Origin of the sequence: Iodobacter sp. (assembly GCF_025352645.1) — a bacterium.
Lineage (GTDB): Bacteria > Pseudomonadota > Gammaproteobacteria > Burkholderiales > Chitinibacteraceae > Iodobacter.
Genome location: NZ_JANXSO010000094.1, coordinates 1 through 20,596, shown reverse-complemented (window position 1 = coordinate 20,596; position 20,596 = coordinate 1). Strand labels below are relative to the sequence as shown.

Annotated in this window: 17 protein-coding genes and 2 pseudogenes; 12 read left to right on the top strand and 7 right to left on the bottom strand. The window is 48.0% G+C overall.

What is annotated here, in order from left to right:
- Positions 1 to 407: 407 nt before the first annotated feature.
- Complete coding sequence (locus Q0R17_RS10640; protein WP_293934920.1) at positions 408 to 2,303, bottom strand: ATP-binding cassette domain-containing protein; 1,896 nt, start codon at positions 2,301 to 2,303, stop codon at positions 408 to 410.
- A 394-nt stretch (positions 2,304 to 2,697) separates the two neighbouring features.
- Between Q0R17_RS10640 and Q0R17_RS10635 the strand changes: the two genes are divergently transcribed.
- Both Q0R17_RS10635 and Q0R17_RS10630 read left to right on the top strand, forming a co-directional pair.
- Positions 2,698 to 3,186 (top strand): hypothetical protein, encoded by a 489-nt coding sequence (locus Q0R17_RS10635; RefSeq protein ID WP_293934917.1) that lies wholly within the window; start codon positions 2,698 to 2,700, stop codon positions 3,184 to 3,186.
- A gap of 29 nt (positions 3,187 to 3,215) precedes the next feature.
- Complete coding sequence (locus Q0R17_RS10630) at positions 3,216 to 3,824, top strand: putative adhesin (RefSeq protein WP_293934916.1); 609 nt, start codon at positions 3,216 to 3,218, stop codon at positions 3,822 to 3,824.
- Positions 3,825 to 3,966: 142 nt separating this feature from the next.
- Here Q0R17_RS10630 and aroQ read toward each other — a convergent pair whose 3' ends face one another.
- From aroQ to Q0R17_RS10605, 5 genes are all read right to left on the bottom strand, one after another.
- On the bottom strand, positions 3,967 to 4,530 hold the full coding sequence (gene aroQ / locus Q0R17_RS10625) for a gamma subclass chorismate mutase AroQ (RefSeq protein ID WP_293934914.1): 564 nt from the start codon (positions 4,528 to 4,530) through the stop codon (positions 3,967 to 3,969).
- Between the two features lie 80 nt (positions 4,531 to 4,610).
- On the bottom strand, positions 4,611 to 5,069 hold the full coding sequence (locus Q0R17_RS10620) for a GyrI-like domain-containing protein (protein WP_293934911.1): 459 nt from the start codon (positions 5,067 to 5,069) through the stop codon (positions 4,611 to 4,613).
- A 9-nt stretch (positions 5,070 to 5,078) separates the two neighbouring features.
- The gene (locus tag Q0R17_RS10615; RefSeq protein ID WP_293934908.1) at positions 5,079 to 5,549 is read right to left on the bottom strand and encodes an EVE domain-containing protein; all 471 of its coding nucleotides are present in this window, start codon (positions 5,547 to 5,549) and stop codon (positions 5,079 to 5,081) included.
- Entirely contained in the window at positions 5,546 to 5,911 is a 366-nt protein-coding gene (locus tag Q0R17_RS10610; protein WP_293934905.1) for a VOC family protein, read from the bottom strand. The genes Q0R17_RS10615 and Q0R17_RS10610 overlap by 4 nt, the downstream gene beginning before the upstream one ends.
- A gap of 187 nt (positions 5,912 to 6,098) precedes the next feature.
- Positions 6,099 to 6,794 carry a YafY family protein gene (locus Q0R17_RS10605; protein WP_293934902.1) on the bottom strand — a complete coding sequence of 232 codons (696 nt, stop codon included), beginning with the start codon at positions 6,792 to 6,794 and terminating at the stop codon, positions 6,099 to 6,101.
- A gap of 442 nt (positions 6,795 to 7,236) precedes the next feature.
- On the opposite strand from Q0R17_RS10605, the gene Q0R17_RS10600 reads away from it, so the two are divergent.
- The 6 genes from Q0R17_RS10600 (at position 7,237) to Q0R17_RS10575 (ending at position 17,147) form a co-directional block, all read left to right on the top strand.
- Positions 7,237 to 11,988, top strand: a complete 4,752-nt coding sequence (locus Q0R17_RS10600) for an NAD-glutamate dehydrogenase (protein ID WP_293934899.1) — start codon at positions 7,237 to 7,239, stop codon at positions 11,986 to 11,988.
- 753 nt (positions 11,989 to 12,741) lie between these two features.
- A complete protein-coding gene (locus tag Q0R17_RS10595; protein ID WP_293934896.1) occupies positions 12,742 to 13,356 on the top strand; it encodes a hypothetical protein in 615 nt (204 codons plus the stop codon).
- Between the two features lie 124 nt (positions 13,357 to 13,480).
- Positions 13,481 to 14,131, top strand: coding sequence for a cytochrome b/b6 domain-containing protein (locus Q0R17_RS10590; RefSeq protein WP_293934893.1), 651 nt, complete (start codon positions 13,481 to 13,483; stop codon positions 14,129 to 14,131).
- A complete protein-coding gene (locus Q0R17_RS10585) occupies positions 14,124 to 14,888 on the top strand; it encodes a molybdopterin-dependent oxidoreductase (protein ID WP_293934890.1) in 765 nt (254 codons plus the stop codon). The genes Q0R17_RS10590 and Q0R17_RS10585 overlap by 8 nt, the downstream gene beginning before the upstream one ends.
- Positions 14,889 to 15,093: 205 nt before the next feature.
- Positions 15,094 to 15,834 carry a response regulator gene (locus Q0R17_RS10580; RefSeq protein WP_293934887.1) on the top strand — a complete coding sequence of 247 codons (741 nt, stop codon included), beginning with the start codon at positions 15,094 to 15,096 and terminating at the stop codon, positions 15,832 to 15,834.
- 131 nt (positions 15,835 to 15,965) lie between these two features.
- Positions 15,966 to 17,147, top strand: coding sequence for an ATP-binding protein (locus Q0R17_RS10575; protein ID WP_293934884.1), 1,182 nt, complete (start codon positions 15,966 to 15,968; stop codon positions 17,145 to 17,147).
- Positions 17,148 to 17,282: 135 nt separating this feature from the next.
- Here the strand turns inward: Q0R17_RS10575 and Q0R17_RS10570 are convergent.
- Positions 17,283 to 17,571: pseudogene (locus Q0R17_RS10570) on the bottom strand (ATP-binding protein); the annotation flags it as partial.
- A 207-nt stretch (positions 17,572 to 17,778) separates the two neighbouring features.
- On the opposite strand from Q0R17_RS10570, the gene Q0R17_RS10565 reads away from it, so the two are divergent.
- The 4 genes and pseudogenes from Q0R17_RS10565 to Q0R17_RS10550 all read left to right on the top strand — a co-directional run.
- Positions 17,779 to 18,552, top strand: a complete 774-nt coding sequence (locus tag Q0R17_RS10565) for a hypothetical protein (protein ID WP_293934882.1) — start codon at positions 17,779 to 17,781, stop codon at positions 18,550 to 18,552.
- Between the two features lie 349 nt (positions 18,553 to 18,901).
- The gene (prfB, locus tag Q0R17_RS10560; RefSeq protein ID WP_293934879.1) at positions 18,902 to 20,005 is read left to right on the top strand and encodes a peptide chain release factor 2; all 1,104 of its coding nucleotides are present in this window, start codon (positions 18,902 to 18,904) and stop codon (positions 20,003 to 20,005) included.
- 241 nt (positions 20,006 to 20,246) lie between these two features.
- Complete coding sequence (locus tag Q0R17_RS10555; RefSeq protein WP_293934983.1) at positions 20,247 to 20,429, top strand: GxxExxY protein; 183 nt, start codon at positions 20,247 to 20,249, stop codon at positions 20,427 to 20,429.
- A gap of 39 nt (positions 20,430 to 20,468) precedes the next feature.
- Positions 20,469 to 20,596, top strand: a pseudogene (locus Q0R17_RS10550) (IS701 family transposase); the annotation flags it as partial.

Below are 20,596 nucleotides of genomic sequence, written 5' to 3'. Positions count from 1 at the left end.
CCGCTGACCTTTGCGGCGCTTTGCTATTAAAGCGCAAAAAAAAGGGGATTTTTAGTGCTGGCTTCAATTGGAGTTTTGTTCGCAAATTAAATATATATCCTAGGTATTGCGATGGTTAAAGCAAAGGGGCTTACTCACTATAGAGATGAAGCCAGTAAATCACAAAATAGCCAAGCCCGATATCCGCCAATCCTGAATATCGCATGTGAATATTCAGGATTTAATTTTTCACTATACCTCAGCTCTGGAATTAATATTTTTAATAAAAGCGCTTGGGCTCGACTCATTAAGGCGCAATATAAATGAGTCACTTTATGCTTTGTCATAATAAAAAACCCCAAAAGCATCGATGGGGTATCTCGCTTTTGGGGTTGGTAGCAGAAAGCAGGCTTGATTAAGGCATCTTCTTAGCGCAGCGCTTCCAGCTCATCAGAAATCTCCAGCCATAGTGCTTCTAATGGCTCTAGTTTCTTTTTAAGCTCGGCTTCTTTATTACGCGCCGCTTCTAGCTCATTTTTCTTTTCAGCTAGATAGATGTTTTCTTCTGCAAGCAAGGCCGTGATTTTAGCTAGCTCTGCCGTAAAGCCCGCCATGTCTTTTTCTACTTTAGCTAGCTTCTTTTCTACAGGTTTACGCAACACTGCATTACGCTGACGCGCATCGGCTTCAAGTTTTTTCTGAGCCTTACGATCAATCGCGCTACTGGAATTACGCAGGGCGCTGTTTTCTTCGCTGCGCTTTTGCTGGCTGTATTTGGTGTACTCATCCAAATCACCATCAAATGGGCGTACTGTGCCGTCTTCAATTAGCCAGAAATCATCCACCGTAGCACGCAGCAAGTGCCTATCGTGGGAGACCACAATAATCGCGCCTTCGAAATCTTGCAGTGCCATCGTCAGCGCCTGGCGCATTTCGATATCTAAGTGATTGGTTGGCTCATCCAGCAGCAGCAAGTTAGGCTTTTGCCAAATCAGCAAGGCTAAAGCTAAACGGGCTTTTTCACCACCAGAAAATGGCTCGATCTTGCCGGTGGCCATGGCACCGTTAAAGTCAAAACCACCCAAGAAATTGCGGTGCTCTTGCTCGCGCGTATTTGGATCAATCTTTTGCATATGCCAGAGCGGTGATTCATCTAGGCGTAAATGCTCAAGCTGATGCTGGGCAAAGTAACCAATTTTTAGCCCCTTGCCTTCTTCGCGTTCACCCAGTAACAATGGATTTTCGCCAGCCAAAGCCTTAATAAAGGTCGATTTACCCGCGCCATTGACACCCAGCAAGCCTAAACGCGCTTCGTTTTCTAAGCTGAGCGTCAGGTTTTTAAGGATAGGACGATTAATATCGTAACCCGCTTGGCCGTTTTCTAATTTCACCAAGGGATTAGGGCTGTTTTCTGGCTCGCGGAAGCTAAAAGTAAACGGTGAATCAACGTGCGCGGCAGAAATGCGCTCCATTTTTTCTAGCGCTTTCACGCGGCTCTGTGCCTGACGTGCCTTACTGGCTTTGGCTTTAAAACGGGTAATAAAGGATTCAAGGTGATTGATGGTGCGTTGCTGCTTATCAAACGCCAGTTGTTGCAGAGACAAACGCTCGGCACGCTGGTTTTCGAAATCTTCGTAAGTACCGGTGTAAAGCGTCAGCGCCCCACCCTCTACGTGCAAGATTTGTTTGATGGTGTTGTCAAGAAAATCGCGATCGTGCGAAATAACCAGCAGCATACCTTGGTAAGTCTTTAGCCATTGCTCCAGCCAAACCACGGTTTCTAAATCCAAGTGATTGGTTGGCTCATCCAGTAGTAGCAAATCTGAGCGGCACATCAGTGCCTGCGCCAGATTTAGCCGCATACGCCAGCCGCCTGAAAAGCTCGATACCGGATGGCTAAGCTCTTCCGTAGAAAAGCCTAAACCTGCCAGCAATTTTGATCCGCGCGATGCGGCGGTATAGCCGTCAATTGCATCAAATTCGCCGAGCAATTCGCCATGGCGAATACCGTCGTCGTGCGAAACATGCTCTAACTCATGCTCTAAACGGCGTAATTCTCTATCGCCATCCAGTACATAATCGAGCGCCGAGCATTCCAGCGCAGGCGTTTCCTGCGCCACATGGCTGATCGTGATGCGTGGCGGCATTTCAATATCGCCAGCATCTGGGTGTAATTCGCCGCGCATCAGCGCAAAGAAGCTAGATTTACCTGCGCCATTAGCCCCTACCACACCAGTTTTGCTACCCGGTTGCAGAGTTAAATCGGCAGAATTAAGCAGCACCTTGGTGCCGCGTCTTAGAGTGAGGGATTTAAGTCGTATCATGGGGCAGGATTCTAACAGAGACGGGGCAATGAAAAAGCCAAATCTTGAACAAGTAGCTAAAAGCAAATGCAATGATCTGAGATAAGTTCGCCTTGCTGGGTAGTTTGCTTATTTTTACGGCATTTATCATGTTTTTTTAAGACTAAAAATAAGCAATCCGTTATCTATAAAGCCACTTACTTGAAATAAGCCTCAGCTTATCTGCCCCCCCATCCCCGGCCAGTCAGTGGACTTGCCCGCAATTCAAATACGCCTCTAGTACCGTCGCGAATAATTACGCCATTATTTAAAATAATAACTAATATAATTAATAAACCTTAAGTGAATCAATTTAATTTACTTACTAATCCTTGCGGTAAAAAAATCGGCAAGGCTACATAAACAGGAATATAAGATGCCTGAAGGCTTAGCAGATCTGTTTGGCACTGACCAATGGATTCCCACTGGAGCGGTTAAAACCACCGCACAAACTCAATATGATTTTGAGCTACTGGTACAAGCACATGTAAACCCCTTAACTCCTGGCGTTATCGATGGTGGTGGCACCTGTGCCAATATTCTTGCGGCGATTCCTGCAGGGCAACAAAATATTTTTGAGTTTGAGCCAAGATCACAATATGGCTTCAAATTTCGATGGGCAGATGCAAATGGAATACAATGGCAAATTCATGGGCATGAACCAGATGCAGGCGCCCTCATTGGCCATGTCGGTGCAGGCGCATGGACAATGCGTGTGCAGTTTGGCAATACCTTTATGATGTCGCGCCAGTTGGTTTCTGATTTTCCTGTTGCACACGCCAATTACGCCCCGCCTACATTTTGGAGCCGCTGTAATACACCTCTAAAAATTGGGCTCAGCCACATTGTGATCAACAATCCATAACAATGGCCTTAGCCTCACCGGAGCGCACCATGCCCGCAGGAAAAAGAGCTTTAAATGATCAGCTTTATGTTTTCTCCAATAACAATGGCAACAGGCATCACAATGCCGCCATGATTACGGCGCACGGTGAGCAGCTATTATTTGGAAGCACTTTGAGTAGAACATTTACCGTGCCTGCTGGCACCGGAATTTCTTTTTTTGCGCCGCATGGCAGCACCCTTACTACTACGTTTTATAACTGCGGCCGTGGCGCAAACCGTCCAGTGGGGGTAGTAGAAATAATCAATGCAGGAGCGCAGTGCCACGATTACAACCTGACTAAGTTTGAAGGCTATCACTGCAACGGCGTAACCGGCATTGCAACGCTGGATAAAATCATTGATTGCTGCTACGACGGCCAGCGCGGCCTTTCATATGACAATTTAGAAACCTTGGTTGAAGATCCAACGGTAGACGTTGATGTAATTACTGTAAGAAATAGATGGGGCTGCCGCGATATGACACTTAGCCGCTTGATTTTTCAGCTGATTAACGCGGGCTACCACTACAACGAAATTTATTGCTCATTTTGCCGTGGGCCAGCATGGGTTTCATGGGGTAGCATCAGCAACTGCGGCACGCCCGATCACCGTTTCTAAGCCTATTTGAGGCTAAGGAAAAGCTAACTGACCACCTCGACACAGGGGCTCTGGCCAAGTTCTGCTAACTGATTTTGCTGAGCCAGCTTGACCCATGAAAATCTTTATCTGCCCCACTTAAATAAGATGGGGCGGCCATGACTCAGGGGCATTGCAATGTGCTGAGCGCTATTGCGCTTACTTCTGGATTTAATTGCGCGAGTGGCCCTGTTGCAGTGTTTAATGCCCGCTTGGTTTCTGGCTTGCATAAATCTGCTTGTACTGTTTTTATCTTTATGAGTAATTGCAGGGTTAGGCCATCTAAGACGGGACGTACATCTTTGGCTAAATCGGGGGCGGGGATAAAGGGCGTTTGTTTTTGTAAACGCCATTGTTGATGAAGCTGGCTTTGTATTAATTTGCCCGCATCAAATTGAGTTTGGAAAAATGCGGCGGCGAATTGAGGATCAAGCTCAATGGCGATGGCTCGTTTTTGCACATCCACCAAGATGGATTGCTCACGGGCTGGGTCATTAATTGCAGCACCCGAATTCCATTTACTTTGAGCCACTAAAGGCGCAACGGCCAAACGTTGAGCGATTAAGCTTAATAAGTCTTGGGCTTGCTGCGTTTGGGCGGTGGAATCAGTGCTTGGTATTTGCGCGCAAGCCACGATAAAAACCACTGAACACAAAGAAGTAATTAACTTAATCAATGTTTTACGCATATGTTTTCCTGTTTGATAAAGCTGGTTTGTAGAGGGCTGCAATATGGTGCAGCCCATGCCAACTTTACAGGAATCGATATTTATTCTGCCGCTACGCCGATGTAAATATGCACTTCATTGGGCCCAAGATAGGCTTCGTAATCACTGATAAAGCTGCGTTTAATTTGTGGGTTTTGCTCAAAATAGGCCCAAACATTGCCCCAAGCTTGGATCACCGCTGCAGGCATGGCGCCACGCGTTTCAAAAACCAAGTACGGCCCCGCTTGAATGGCTACGTGGCTAAAATCGCCACTTGGGCTAGATGCGGCAACGCCAGCGGTTAGATCATATTGGCCGTTAGCATCGGATTCATATCCCGAATACACTCCATAAATAGGTGAATTGGCGATGCGCTCTGGGATTTTATCCACTAATCCTTCAGAGAAAAAACGCCCCCATAGCTTCGGAATTTGCGCCGTAGAGGGGTTGAATTCATCGCTATTTTTGGTTCTTGTGCTTAAACCCGAAACTAAAAAACCTTCAACATGTTTTGCTTGCATATAGAGCCTTTAAAAAAGTGAGCTTTGTGTGGCTTGGATGGGGTGTAAGGCGGGGCTATTTGAACGATCGGCCGCCATCGCTTTTGCAATGGTTTGCATATCATGCGGGCTAACAGCCAATAAGCCGAATCTAAATGGTGCGCCCCAGTTGCGAATACCCCGAGAAAAATCTAATTGTTCAAGTAATGGCAGGATAGCGGCGGGCTGTGCGGACAGCCAATCCACATCGCGGCGATAGGGAATAAAACCGCCACCCATATCAAAAGGATAAGGATCCCCTGCCCTTGCTATGCCGATGGCGGTAAAAGATTGCAGTTTATCTTTGCCGCCCATTTGCGTGCTGGGTGAGTAATACGCCACCCAATCACCGGGCTGGATGCGTTTTAAAGGGCCGCATTTGCCATGACAAACTTGCATATAGCTACCCGCCACGCCACGTGCAACGTGCACACTACAAATCACGGCAATCCAGTATTTCATTCTAGGGAGTACACACGCAAGCGATGCGCGTCTGGATCGAGCGCCACAAAGGTGTAGCCAAAATCCATAGCGGTAGGTTCTTGGGCGATGGCTAGGCCCTGCTTACGCCAAATTTCGTACTGAGCTTGCACGGCTTCCCGCCCTTGCAGCAAAAACGCCAGCTCCACCCCGCCCCCGGTTGTGCCCGCTGCTGGCTCCACGGTGTGTTTTGACCACAGGCCAAGCTTAAGGCCAGATTCCAACTTAAAGAGTGCAAAGGTAGCAGAAAGCTCAATCGGCTCATGGCCTAGTATGCTCTGGTAAAACATGGCGCTGGCCGTTGGGCTATCTACATACAGCAGTACAAAATCAGGATTAAACATGGTGGAACTCCGTCGCTTTAGTGATGCCTGAAGTTTAGCGGGGGCTTGTGTCAGTTTTTGTCAGTAGTTAACACACCATCCAAACTTTGTGGGCTATACGCTTTTTAATCTCACTGACAGATATTACTAAGCACAAGCTAAATCTAGCCAGAGGCTACTGCGTTACTTCAGTTGCTAAGCAACAAGATCAATGCCTTTGCTCGGTAATCCCCTCTGCCACTCGCCAAGCTTTTAGTAAGGCTTGACGGCGCTTGGGGTAACGCTGCTCTTGTGATAGCAGTGATTTAATTCTATCCACCCTAAAGTGGCGAAAAGCTTGGCGTGCCTCGCACCATGCAATCACTACTCTTGCGTAATCAAAAAAAGCCAAGGCGCAGGGCCAGATGATGCGAGTGGATTGTTTGCCTTGCGCATCTAAATAATGCAGCTCTAGCTTACATTCATGGCGGATGGCTTCTCTGATTAAGCCGAGTATTTCGTCAGAGTCATTGGGCTGTTGGCTAGGGCCGATCAGTAAGGCCGCCGTATCTAATTCTAAGCGCAGCTCTGTGGGCAATACTGCCGCAATCTTACTTAAAGCGTGGCTAGCCGCTGTGCCTAAGCGGGCATCGGTGCGGCTGGCCACCCATTTAGCCCCTAGGGCCAAGGCTTCAATCTCTTCAACGCTAAACATCAGCGGTGGCAAAGTAAATCCTGGCCTTAAGACAAATCCTAAGCCAGCTTCGCCCTCAATTTGCGCACCTTGCGATTGTAAGCTGGCAATGTCGCGGTAGAGCGTACGCAGGCTAATGCCTAGCTCACCCGCCAAAATAGCGCCGCTGACTGGGTAATGATACAAACGCAATTTTTGCATTAAGGTGAGTAAACGCTCTGCTCTAGACAAGTCTTTTCCTTGTAACTGGGGTGTAAACATGAAGAAATAAATACGCTTTTTGTTGCGCATATTTTAATCACAAAAACAATCCTATTTATTTAATTTCATTGAAACAATCGTTTTAAAAACACCATAAGGCATTATTTAAAGTAAGCAAATAAAAGCGCGTTTTTTTAAGCAGAAGCCAGTAAATATATGGCTATAGGTGTTTTTACTTACGTGAAATGAATGGCTTTTCCGAACGTTTCATAAATTAAATATTCTTGAAGTTTACAATTTACCCTATTGTTAAAAATAACATGCTGTCAGGCTTATTCATTAACAACAACAACTTGGCTGCAATATTCTTACTATTGTAATCCTGCTATTAGTGAAAATCATGATGCGCCAAAGCTGGCAATGCCTGAAAGGTGGGTATAGAGTCAGGGCACACTGAACCGGAGCTTCTGTTATGACCGTTTTGTCCACACTCAAAGCACTAGGTGAACTTGCTGCGGCGAGTGACCAGCCGATCACCCAAGATTTTCTCTCTGCTTACTTCGCCCACATTTCTGAAGACGATTTAATAGAAAAAACGCCGGAAGATTGGTTTGGCGCGGTACTTGCGCATTGGCGCATGGCGCGCAACCGCGTGGCCAATACACGCAAATTGCGTATTTATAATCCAAGCGTACCTGATCACGGCTGGCAAAGTAGCCATACCGTGATCGAAATCGTCCAGCCTGATCGCCCTTTCTTAGTTGACACCATCGGCATGTCGGTGGCGCGCCGTGGCTATGGCGTGCATCAGGTGGTGCACCCAGTATTGCAAGTCGCACGTCAGGAAAACGGCGATTGGCAAGAGATGGATGAAGCTGGCGCAGCCGAATCATGGATGCATATTGAAATAGACCGCATCACCGCTAGTGATGCCATTACCCAGTTAGAGAATGATCTAAACAACGCCCTTGATATGCTGGATGCGTGCGTAACTGATTGGCCTGCCATGGCTGATCGCGTCACGGCCGCACTAGAAGGCTTGCGCCATCGTCCGCCTCCGCTGGATATTGTGCTGGTGCGTGAAACCAGCGCCTTTTTAGAATGGATGCTGGCGGGTCACTTTATTTTCCTTGGCGTGCGTGATTACCGCTTTGCAGAAAATGGTGACTTGCATTTTGTTGGCGGCTCTGGCCACGGCCTGCTGCGTGATGCAGGCGACTCTGGCCTATCGCACACTTGGGCCTCCCTGCCGGTGGATCTGCGCCAACGCGCTTATGCTGCCGATCAGCTTATTTTAATGACCAAGGCCGATACCCGCTCTCTGATTCACCGCCCTGTGTATTTAGACATGGTGAGCCTGCGCGAAGTAGATGCCACAGGCAAAGTCATCGGTGAGTTACGTATCCTTGGTTTATATACTGCCAGCGCTTACACCACGCCACCACGCAACATCCCACTGGTACGTAAAAAAATTAATGCCGTCTTACTGGCTAGCGATGCGGATGTAGGCGGCTATCGTGGTAAAGCGCTACTGAATGTTATCGATACCTATCCGCGCGATGAGCTACTGGAAATCGGCATTGATGACTTGGCACGTATTGCTCAGGGCGTAGTTAGCCTGCACGAGCGCAGCCGCGTACGTACTTTCTTCCGCGAAGATCTATACCGCCGCTATGTATCGGTGATGCTGTTTGTGCCGCGCGATAACTACACCACTGAAGTGCGCGTAAAAGTAGAAAAAATCTTGATGGAGCGCCTTGGTGGTTATGAGGCTGAATTCAATGTATTGCTGGCTGACAGCCCACTGGCACGGATCCACTTCCTGATTCACCTGCCCGTTGGCGAGCGTATTGTTTATGACGTCAAAGAGATTGAAGACGAAATCGCCCGCGCCGCGCAACGCTGGCAAGATGATTTACGCAATCAGCTAAGCCATGTGCGTGGCGAAGAAACCGGTGCGGCGCTGTATCAGCGTTATCAGCGAGCCTTCTCCCCCGCTTACTGCGCAGATTTCACTGGCCGCGTGGCGGTTTACGATATCGAAGCGCTAGAAGCCAGCTTAAAGAATGACAAGATCGCCATTACCCTTTCACCAGGTAGCGTGGTTGATCCTACCCTGTGGCGCTTGAAACTCTACCGTGGCAAGCCTATTGAGCTATCCGATTGCCTGCCGTTACTCGAAAATCTTGGCGTGCGCGTGTTGGATGAGCGCCCATACGCGCTGACTTTCGATCAAACCGAACACGCTTGGATTATCGATATTGGCTTGCGCCTACCTGTAGGCACTTCGCTAGAAAACAGCATCGATCGTGAACGCTTGATCGCCGCGTTTACCGCTATTTTTGAAGGCGCTTGCGAAAACGATAGCTTTAACCGCTTGATCTTAGGTGCAGGCCTAGCATGGCGTGAAGTACTGATTCTACGCGCTTACTCATGCTATATGCGTCAGGTTAATCTGAAGTACGGCATTGAAATTATTGCAGATTGCCTACTGCGCCACGGCAAGCTCAGCGGACAGCTAGCCGCTCTGTTTGTGATGACGCATGATCCAGTCACTAATTCTGCCGGTGTGGCCGAGATTCTGGCTGAAGAAATTCGCCAAGCTTGCGCTAATCAATCCAGCGTGGACGAAGAAAAAATCTTATCCAGCTTGCTGGCCGCAATTTTGGCCACGGTACGGACTAACTTCTTCCAGCAAGATAGCGAAGGCAAGCTTAAGTCGTACACCTCATTCAAGATTGAATCAGCTCGTATTCCAAATATGCCGCAGCCTGTGCCGCTATTTGAAATCTTTGTTTACTCGCCAGAAATGGAAGGCGTGCATTTGCGCGGCGGCAAGGTGGCTCGCGGAGGTTTGCGCTGGTCTGATCGCCGTGAAGACTTCCGTACTGAAGTCTTAGGCCTGGTCAAAGCACAGATGGTGAAAAACACTGTGATTGTGCCGGTAGGCTCTAAAGGTGGCTTTGTGGTGAAAAACCCACCGAGCGATCGCGAAACGCTGATGGCGCGTGGCATTGAATGCTACAAAAACTTTATCCGTGGTTTGCTGGATTTAACCGATAACTTGGTGGCTGGGCAAGTGGTGCACCCGTTGCAAGTCCATCGTTTAGATGAGGATGATCCTTATCTGGTGGTGGCCGCCGATAAAGGCACGGCCACTTTCTCTGATATCGCCAACGGCATTTCCCGCGATTATGGTTTCTGGCTAGACGATGCTTTTGCTTCGGGCGGCTCGGTAGGCTACGACCACAAAAAAATGGGTATTACCGCCAAGGGCGCATGGGTTTCGGTAGAGCGTCAATTCCGTGAGCTGGGCATCAATACCCGTACCGATGAATTTACCGTGATTGGCGTCGGGGATATGTCTGGGGACGTGTTTGGTAACGGCTTGCTACGTAGCGAGCACACTAAGTTGCTAGGCGCGTTTGATCACCGCCATATTTTCCTTGATCCAAACCCAGATCCTGCCGTGTCGTTTAAAGAGCGCGCACGTTTGTTTGATCTGCCCCGCTCCTCATGGGCCGATTACAACGCCGAGTTGATCTCTGCGGGCGGCGGCATCTGGCCACGCAATGCCAAGACTATTCCGCTATCGGCAGAAGTTAAAGCCATCCTTGATGTAGAGGCTGATGAGCTGGAGCCAAGCGAGCTGATTCGCGCCATGCTGAAAGCGCCGGTTGATCTGTTCTACAACGGTGGGATTGGTACATACGGCAAGGCATCGACTCAGACTCCGGCCGAAGCGAATGACCGTGGCACCGATGCCGTGCGTATCGACGGTAAGGAATTCCGCTGCAAAGTGATCGCCGAAGGCGGCAACTTGGGCTTTACCCAGTTGGGCCGCATTGAGTACGCAGCGCACGGTGGCCGTGTGCATACGGATGCAATTGATAATTCTGCCGGTGTGGATTGCTCTGACCACGAAGTCAATATCAAGATTTTGCTGGGGCGGATTATGGCCGGTGGCGATCTCACCATGAAGCAGCGTAATGATCTGCTGGCTTCTATGACCGACGAAGTGGGCCATTTGGTACTGCGTGATAACTATCTGCAAACCGAAGCCATCAGCCTTGAATATCAGCAGACTGCTTCGCTGTTGCCGGTGCATCAGCGCTTTATGCAAGCACTGGAAAAAAGCGGTCGCCTATCTCGCCGCATTGAATTCTTGCCAACCGACACACAAATCGCTGCACGTCAGCAAGAGGGCAAGGGCTTAGAGCGCCCAGAGCTGGCTGTATTGCTGGCTTACGCCAAAATGGCGCTATTCCAAGATTTGCTGGCAAGCGATTTACCGGATAGCACTGATTGGGATGGCCTACTGGTGGCTTACTTCCCTAAACCGCTGGTTGATCGTTTTGGTGATCGCCTAGGTGAGCATCCACTGCGCCGTGAAATTGTGGCCAATGAGCTGACCAACCGCACCATCAACCGCATGGGCATCAGCTTTGTGTTCCGTCTTTCTGAGGAAACCGAGCTGTCCCCAGCCACGATTGTGCGTGCTTGGTACGATGCGACCGAGCTGCTCGATAGCGAAGCCCGTTTTGTTGCTATTGAATCGTTAGATAACGCGATTCCGGCCACTATGCAATATTCCATGTTGCTGCGTGAGCGTCGTCAGTTAGAGCACGCAACACGTTGGCTGGTGCAAAACCAAGACACCCTGCCAGATTATGCAGAGCTGATCCGCGATCTAAAAGGCAAAATCCCAGCTCTGCTGCCGCAATTGCCAGAATGGTATGCCGGTTCAGCCAAACAGGCAGAGATCACCCAAAGCTGGCTAGAGGCAGGCGTACCTGCGGCCCTTGCCAGACAAAGTGCCTGCCTTGATGGTGCAACGCAGCTGCTGAATATCGCGCTGCTCACTAAGAAAAAATCCGCAGAAGTAGACGCGGTGGCAACGGTGCACTTTGCCCTTGGTGATGCGCTAGAGCTAGATTGGTTGCACGGCTTGATCGAGCAATTGCCACGCGCCAACCACTGGCAAACACTGGCCCGCTTAGCCTGCCGTGATGATCTGCAGCGTGCCCACATTGCTCTGACCAGCGCAGCTTTGGAGCTAAGCCCAGGTGCTACGCCTGCAGTAAGGGTTGAATCATGGTTAAGCAGCCAAGAAACAGCCATCGCCCACTGCCGCCGTATGTTTGAAGAAATGAAAACATTAGCGCCAGATTTAGCCATGATGTCCGCAGCCTTACGCGAAATTCGTCATCGTTTGGCGGTGTAAAAGAGAAGGAGGCTTAGTTTAGGCTTGGCTTGTAGATTGAGTATTGGGTTTTATTTAATGGGATTTGTGTATTTGATTAAATGAAATTTGGTACTTAGATATAAAAATGCGGCCTTGAGAGGGGCCGCATTTTTATTGGCTGGAGCATGATAGAAATACTTGCTGTTTACTTTCCGACCGTGTCTCGTCAGTTAACCACCGGATATTAGCATTATCAAGTTTACGATGGACTTTCGATAAGATACCAAGAATATCGATAGCATACCTGTTCAGGCATTGCCCAAACTATTTTGGGGCATCAAGTACAGCATGGAAATAATTTTCTTCTAATCGCTCAGCCTTACAATGCTTCAGAACTTCTGTATGAGTGCCTCGACCTTTAAGCAATCCTCGTAAATGCCCCGCCCCCGCACGTGCCCCTTTTAATGTTGTTTCCTTTGGTAATCCCCCCAAAAAACCTATTCAGACTCTTAACTTAACTGTTGAATTGTATATCAATGTAATTAACCCGCAGAAAAAAATATTAAGTTACATTCGGGCCGTTACTCGACATATCAGCGATACATTGCAGTGTTTTAATTAACTCGTCGAGCAGTAGAAAGATAATACTTTCCCTGCCTTTAATCTTGCAGTTATAAGGTGAAACCTTTGAAAACACGAATTATGATGTATTAAGCCTATTTCCCTTATTACGACATAACCGTGTCTGATAGTGATACGTTTTTCTCAATCTACAAAATATGGAGAATTAAAATGGCGATGTCATCTCGCTTTGCTGGTGCCGTGTTGAGTTATCTTTTTTTGTGCTGCTCTGCATTCGCAGCAGACAACGTAAGCAGACCTACACGTGGAACTATAGAGTCGGTGAATGGTAACTCCGTACAGATAATTACGCGTCAGGGGGGAAAACTGGATGTCAAACTGACTAATCAGAGCAAGATTAATAGCATCACTAAAGCTAAAATTTCTGATATTAAAGCCAACAGCTTCATCGGTACGGCTGCAGCACCTCAGGCCGACGGTACGCTGAAAGCGTTGGAAGTACACGTTTTCTCGCCAAGTCTTCGCGGTAATGGTGAAGGTTTCAACCCGTTTGAATCGGCGGACGGTAAAATCAACACCATGACCAACGGCACCGTTGGCAAGCTAGTGAACAATAATGGTCGCACCCTAACGATCAAATTTAATAATGCAGAAAAAACGGTCATCATCCCAGATGATGTGCCAGTTGTTCTGATTACTCCCAGCGATCGTAGTGTGTTGATGCCTGGCGTAAAAGTAATTCTCTTCTTCATGAAAGATGATAAAGGTCAGTCGGTTATCCGTGCTATTTCTGCTGGCAAAGACGGTATTACTCCGCCAATGTAAACCAGTGGTGAACCTGTTTGTGAAGGTTTTTAGAAAAAATAGTGTGGTATTTTCTATTTTCTTACTGTTTATATATTTTTCGTGGCAGTTCGAACTAATAGATTGAATATGCCGGAGACGCTTTGTGAATCGTCCTTTATCGAAAATAATTCCACGGTGTAAGCAAAATATTCATCCGTGGCAGATCCGCCTGAGCCACTGGATAAACCTGCTGGCAATGATCTGCATGATAATGAGTGGATGGGGTATTTATAATGCCTATCCCCTTTTTCCCTTCACCTTTCCGCAAAGCACAACGCTGGGTGGCTGGTTAGGTGGCAATATTGCTTGGCATTTAGCTACTATGTGGCTAATGGCGGTCAACGCTCTGTTTTACCTGCTGTGGGGCTTGTTCAGCGGGCACTTTAAGCGAAGCTTTTTCCCGTTTTCATCTAAGTCTGTCTGGCGTGATACTGTACGGGCTTTTACGTTTACCTTGCCGCACAAACTCGGTGAATATAATGCCGTTCAAAGACTGATGTATGTCAGCGTACTGCTGCTAGGGGCGTTATTGGTACTGTCCGGATTGTCTATCTGGAAACCGGTGCAGCTAAGCGGTCTGGTCTGGCTTTTAGGTGGGTTCGGTAGTGCCCGTTACGTGCATTTCTTTGCTATGAGCGGTGTGATGTTGTTTGTGGTAATCCATGTTTTGATGGTGCTATTGGTGCCTAAAACCTTTATCGCCATGATTACCGGCGGTAAAAAAGCACACATCCAGGAGAACACAGATGAGTGATCAATCAAAACCACCAAGAATCATTATTGAGCCAGAACAGCGTAAACAACTGGTCAATATTCAGCGTCGCTTATTGCTACGTTCCGGGTTAACACTCGGTGCGGTATCGATGCTAACTGGCTGTAATTTGCAGGATGGCGATCAGGTCGATAAGGTTCTGTGGGAAATGTCGCGCTGGAATGATCGCGTGCAGCGCTGGCTGTTTAACGGTGAGAAATTGGCACAGACATATCGTCCAGATCAAATAGATATGCCGTTCCGCTTTAACGCCTATTATCCTGAATTCAATGTTCCTGAAGTCGATATACCTAATTACCGATTGGAGGTTTCAGGATTAGTGCAAAAGAAGGCTCCGTGGACATTGGAACAGTTACAGCATTTGCCGCAGGAGAGCCAGATAACTCGGCTTATCTGTATTGAGGGCTGGAGCGCGATCGGTCAATGGAGTGGTGTACCACTAAAAACCTTTCTGCAGCAAGTTGGGGCCGATCTCACCGCTAAATATGTAGGTTTCAAATGTGATGACCGCTACTATTCCAGTATTGATATGGCGACTGCTCTGCATCCACAGACTATTCTGGCGCTAGATTTTGGCGGAAAACCCTTGCCGCCCGAATATGGTTATCCGCTGCGTTTGCGTATGCCGACCAAGCTCGGTTTCAAAAATGCCAAACATATTGGCGCGATTTTTGTTACTAACGAGTATCCCGGTGGTTATTGGGAAGATCAGGGCTATAACTGGTTCAGTGGGATTTAAGTGTGACTCTGGTCTCAATGGCCATCTTGCATAGGATACGCAAGGGGCAATTTCTGCATTCTGCAGGGTACGTATTGTCCCCTGCAGTACAGTTTTATCTTTGGCCGCCTAAAACACAATCACACGGCTTCTGCTTAACCTTTTCCCCTTAATGAGACAGAATCTACTGACTTATCTGTTTAAAGCCTGAAATAAGGATGCTGCGGTGGAACATACAGATCATGTCTTGATTGTAGATGACGATAGTGAAATTCGTTGGTTGATTGCTGATTACCTGAAAAAGAATGGACTCCGAACTACCGAAGTCGCTGACGGACGCCAGATGTGGGCCTTTCTGGAGAAAACTCCCGTAGATGTGATAGTACTCGACATCATGATGCCTGGCGATGATGGCCTGACGCTGTGCCGCGAATTGCGAAGCAGTAGACATAAGGCCACGCCTATACTTTTGGTAACTGCCAGAAGTGAAGATACTGATCGGATTGTTGGTTTAGAAATGGGAGCAGATGATTATCTGGTGAAGCCGTTTGTTGCTCGTGAACTACTCGCGCGCATCAAAACGGTATTACGCCGTACACGTATGATGCCACCCAGCTTACGGACAACTGAACCGGCACGTCTTTTAGCGTTTGGTGTATGGGTATTGGACACTACCGCGCGTAGCCTGATGGATAGTGACGGGGTCATGGTTGCATTGAGTGGTGCAGAGTACCGTCTACTAAGGGTGTTTCTCGATCACCCGCAGCATGTGTTAACCCGTGATCAGTTGCTCAATCAGACACAAGGGCGTGATGCAGACCTGTTTGAACGTTCTATCGATCTATTGGTAAGTCGATTGAGGCAACGGTTAAACGACGATGCACGGGAGCCGTTTTATATTAAGACCGTAAGAAGTGAGGGATATGTGTTCACTATGTCTGTAGAGTTACGTGAGTCTAAAATATGAAGTATGTTTGTCAATGGTGGCCAAAAACGTTAGCTTCGCGCTTGCTGCTAATTTTGTTGTTTGGACTGTTGTCGACAAACGGATTGACTCTGAGCTTGCTATTATTCGAGCGTGCGCAGAGTGCTAAAATAATGATGCAAGGTAACATGACGTACAACGTGGCTACAGGGGTGGCAATCCTAGACCGCCTACCTGCAAATGAGCGTCCTGCGTGGATATTACGGCTTAATCGAGTGAGCTATCATTACATACAACAAGAAGGCGGGGGGGATGAATACCTAACGGACAAGCGCTTGCAGGATACTGCACAGTCCTTGAGGAATGCGCTTGGGGAGCTGTATGCCTTGCGTTTTAGTACCCCTTCTGACAACCAAAGCCATTTGCAGGTGCATTTGCACCTTAATGACGGAAGCCCACTCACAATCGATTTGGCCCTGAGAAGCATGCCGTTTATTCCTTGGTTTCCTGTCGTATTGGTCAGTCAGTTAATTTTGCTATTGTGCACAGTCTGGTTTGCTATACGTAGCGCAGTACGGCCGTTAACTATCCTGACTCAGGCCGCTGAATCAATGAACCCACATACCTCCATCGCAATTAAAATGCCCGAGGAGGGGCCAGTAGAAGTACGTAAGGCAGCATGTGCATTTAATGCAATGCAGGAACGAATCGCGGCTTATTTACAGGAGCGAATGCATATCCTCGCGGCTATTTCACATGACCTGCAAACACCTATTACCCGCATTAAATTACGTTCAGAGCTAATAGAAGATAACGGGATCAAAATAAAATTACTGCAAGATCTGGAGGAAATGAATTTATTGATCCGTGAAGGTGTGTCCTATGCTAGTACCAATGAAAGTAGCAGTGAAAAAACTTGCCGCGTCCAGCCTCATGCACTTGTTGACAGCTTAGTATGCGATTATCAAGATACGGGTCAGCCTGTGATGCTCCTCGGCAAGTTAAGTGGGTCATTGCTAACTAAACCACTCGCGCTACGCAGGACTCTCAGTAATGTGATTGATAACGCCTTGAAGTTTGCAGGTAGTGCAGAAGTAGTTGTGAAACAAGAAGCCGAGTACATACTTATTCAAGTACAGGACCAAGGGCCAGGTATCCCTCCAGATGAACTTTATGCTGTGATGCAGCCATTTTATCGAGTAGAGAATTCACGTAATAGAATGACAGGCGGTACCGGACTGGGATTAGCTATTGCACAGCAACTCGTTACCTCCCTAAATGGTAGCTTAACCTTAACCAATCGAGTGGAAGGTGGTCTAGTGGTTAAAATTACGCTATCGGATATTCCTGTTTAAGGATTCGATTGTTCACGCAGATTGAAATTTGACCCAGGGCTGGGCGTTGCTTTTTGATTGGGCAACGGTGGATAAGTCTAGCAAACAGCGCCCGCTATTTTTACGCCTTCATGTTCAGCTTAAAACCGCTCAGCCCAACAGCGCCATAGTCATCTTAGCGTTGCCAAATACGCTCGACCATTCTGAAAAGTTCAGGTTCGTGATGATGATGACGCTGGTGTGCTCGTAGAGCTTCGACAACAAATGAAAGAGCAATGCGCCACCGCCTGCCTAGTAGCTAGCCCAGCTCATCCAGAATCACCACATCTACCCGCATTAAAGCCTGTGCGATTCGGCCAGCTTTGCCTTCGCGTTTTTCTTTTTCCAGCAGATTGACCAAGCCCACGTTCAAATAAAAACGGGCGCGTTTGCCGTGATGCGTGATTTCTCGATAATCCCCTCACAAAACCAGCCCAATTTAAAATACAGCAAAAGGCGAGTTCAACGAAACTGACGAAATAATTTACTAGATAACTTCTTCGAGCATCGCTAAACAAGCTTTCACATAATAAATAACATTAAAGATTCGTGGGGTTTATTCGATATATCTTTAATCAGACTGACTGCTTGCTTCAAATTTAAGGTTTTCCTCATGAAAATTGCCTCCGAATCAATGCAAGCCACCATTCAAAACTTTACACGGCAGCGTGTGAGCAATAACGGCGCGGCGGAAGAAGACATTACAAAAAACGCCTCGTTTGAATTCAAAATACCCAAGTTCGATCCGGTTTCCAGCCGTAAAAGCGCGGCAAAGGGCCGCTTAGATATGCTGAAGCGGCAATTGGAAGGCATGTTGAAGTTTGCAGGTATAGGCAAAAGCAATGTGGCGGCCGCAGCACGGCTAGCCAAGCAAATTGCCGCTGCGGTAGCCGAATATGCAGGCGTCAGCGGCGGCGCGGTTCAACCTCCAACCATTGCGGGCACAGCCACCACAACGGCGACGGCCCCTACTGAGGCCCCGGCAGTGGAGAACGCTGGTCAGGAGGCGCAGCAAGCAGTACAAAAAGTCGAGCAACAAGTAAAGGAGCAAGAAGAAAGGCAAGAGGAAAAACAAGCATCAAACCCACTCGCGCAAAAAAGCGGCATGAGTGCAGAAGATCGTGATTTTTTGGATGAAGCCAAAAAGATCATGCAAAAAGCGAAGCTGCTGCTGGCCTTGGAAATACAAAACAGCAAGAAAGAAATCAAAACAGATAAAGCGCTCTACAAAGACGCCTTAAAAAGCATGGACGATGCACTCAAAAATGCCACCATCGCTTTAGAGCAGGAAGGCAAACAAGCCGCCGATACTCCCAGCGTGTACAGCGCCGATGGCAATACCAGCCCTATTCAAGTGAGCCTGCCGCAAATTTCTGTGCAGGCATAAGGCAGGCATAAACATGCAAAATCTGCGCTTTATCGCCTGTGTAATCCTTACTGCGTGCTAGGGCGCTCTACCCGAGTAAATCGTACTTTTAGCAATTTTCCATCTGAGACTCCCCTTGAATGCCACTCTCACGGTATAATTTCGCGCTTTAGTGTCTGCAGCCTGCCAGGCTTAAGACTGATCTACTGCGGAAAAGCCGGATTTGGCCACATTTCACGCATTTTTTCGTTGAATAGCCCGCTATTCGCCTCAAAAATTCGCGATATGTGTCTCAAGCCGGACTTCCCTTCGCAACGATCGCTTAAGTCAGGCAGACTGCAAGCCGCCTTTATGGGACAAAGCCACAGGCATGGAAGCAGAACAGCTTAATCAGATCGAGAACCGAATTGAAGATTTGGTCTCTCGCAGCGAAGAACTCCGCAAATACTTAGATTATCCCGGCAAAAGTGATCGACTTGAAGAAGTTGTGCGCCTGACGGAAGACCCAGACATCTGGAATGATCAGAAAAAAGCCCAAGAATTAGGCCGAGAAAAGAAGGCGCTTGAAGGCGTGGTTGTGGTGCTGGATGAAGTCTCCGCTGGCCTCTCTGACGCCAAAGACTTGTTCGATATGGGCAAGGAAGAAGGCGACTTCGATACTCTGCAAGCCGTGTCTGATGATGTGGATGCCATTTCTGCCCACGTAGAAGAGCTGGAATTTCGCCGGATGTTTAATCATCCGATGGATCCAATGCCGTGCTTTATCGATATTCAATCGGGCGCTGGCGGCACGGAGGCGCAAGACTGGGCGGGCATGTTGCTACGCATGTATGTTCGCTATGGTGAGCGCAAAGGCTTTACCGTTGAAGTGATGGAGCAATCGGACGGCGATATCGTCGGCATCAGCCAAGCAACAATTAAACTGACTGGTGATTACGCTTACGGCTTTTTACGCACAGAAACAGGTGTTCATCGCTTGGTTCGTTGCTCGCCTTACGATTCAAATAATCGCCGCCATACCTCGTTTGCCTCCGTGTTTGTTTACCCAGAAGTGGACGATAGTTTCGAGATTGAAATCAATCCGGCAGATGTACGTACCGATACCTACCGTGCTTCCGGCGCGGGTGGTCAGCACATTAATAAAACGGATTCTGCGGTTCGCTTGACGCACATCCCGACCAATACCGTCGTGCAATGCCAGAATGACCGTTCCCAGCACAAAAACCGTGACGAAGCATGGAAAATGCTCCGCGCCAAATTGTATGAGTTGGAACTGCGTAAACGCATGGAAGCGCAGCAATCATTGGAAGCAACTAAATCCGATATCGGCTGGGGCCATCAGATCCGCTCTTATGTGTTTGACCAGAGCCGAATCAAAGATCTGCGCACCAGCTTCGAAGTCGGCAATATCAAGGGCGTCATGGACGGCGACCTAGATGGCTTCATCGCCGCCAGCTTGAAGCATGGGGTTTAAGCTTCTGAAACCCAAATCTTGAACCACGGAGGGCACAGAGAACACGGAGTTTCACGGAGAAAATCGTGAGGGTTTATTTAAGCCAGCTCTTCGTTTTTTGTTGCCTAGCACCGCCCCCCAAGACTCGTCGCAACATGTAAGTACTCAAGAAGCTGTAAGGCATACTTCATAGAGGTTTCTGATGCAATTGAGCGAGTTAACCGATGATATTTTGGGAGCGGCCATTTAAGTACATCGTCATATTGAGCCTAGTTTGCTTGAATCTGCCTACGAAACATGCTTGGTACACGAGCTATTTTTACGTGGGCTAACTACAGAACGACAAGTGGATTGCAAAATTCACCACAAGAACACCATTGTTGAGCACGCATTTCGACTCGATTTACTGGTTAGCGGGCAGATCATTGTTGAATTAAAAAGCTGATGTTACGCACCCAAAGCCCGAATCCGTTAACCTTACAACATGAAACTTAAAGAACTTGAACTTTATACCGACTTCCTCATTGCAACTTGCGGCAAAGCAACTGCGACAGGACTGGCCGACGCGCTGGATCAAGAAGTAAGTCACGATCAAGTGACCCGATTTTTATC

Excerpts from the sequence above, each read along its gene's own strand:
- prfB (WP_293934879.1), top strand. The coding sequence starts at position 18,902 with ATGGAAGCAGAACAGCTTAATCAGATCGAGAACCGAATTGAAGATTTG.
- aroQ (WP_293934914.1), bottom strand. The coding sequence starts at position 4,530 with ATGCGTAAAACATTGATTAAGTTAATTACTTCTTTGTGTTCAGTGGTT.
- Q0R17_RS10600 (WP_293934899.1), top strand. The coding sequence starts at position 7,237 with ATGACCGTTTTGTCCACACTCAAAGCACTAGGTGAACTTGCTGCGGCG.
- Q0R17_RS10595 (WP_293934896.1), top strand. The coding sequence starts at position 12,742 with ATGGCGATGTCATCTCGCTTTGCTGGTGCCGTGTTGAGTTATCTTTTT.
- Q0R17_RS10575 (WP_293934884.1), top strand. The coding sequence starts at position 15,966 with ATGATGCAAGGTAACATGACGTACAACGTGGCTACAGGGGTGGCAATC.
- Q0R17_RS10635 (WP_293934917.1), top strand. The coding sequence starts at position 2,698 with ATGCCTGAAGGCTTAGCAGATCTGTTTGGCACTGACCAATGGATTCCC.
- Q0R17_RS10630 (WP_293934916.1), top strand. The coding sequence starts at position 3,216 with ATGCCCGCAGGAAAAAGAGCTTTAAATGATCAGCTTTATGTTTTCTCC.
- Q0R17_RS10610 (WP_293934905.1), bottom strand. The coding sequence starts at position 5,911 with ATGTTTAATCCTGATTTTGTACTGCTGTATGTAGATAGCCCAACGGCC.
- Q0R17_RS10640 (WP_293934920.1), bottom strand. The coding sequence starts at position 2,303 with ATGATACGACTTAAATCCCTCACTCTAAGACGCGGCACCAAGGTGCTG.
- Q0R17_RS10585 (WP_293934890.1), top strand. The coding sequence starts at position 14,124 with ATGAGTGATCAATCAAAACCACCAAGAATCATTATTGAGCCAGAACAG.
- Q0R17_RS10565 (WP_293934882.1), top strand. The coding sequence starts at position 17,779 with ATGAAAATTGCCTCCGAATCAATGCAAGCCACCATTCAAAACTTTACA.
- Q0R17_RS10615 (WP_293934908.1), bottom strand. The coding sequence starts at position 5,549 with ATGAAATACTGGATTGCCGTGATTTGTAGTGTGCACGTTGCACGTGGC.
- Q0R17_RS10620 (WP_293934911.1), bottom strand. The coding sequence starts at position 5,069 with ATGCAAGCAAAACATGTTGAAGGTTTTTTAGTTTCGGGTTTAAGCACA.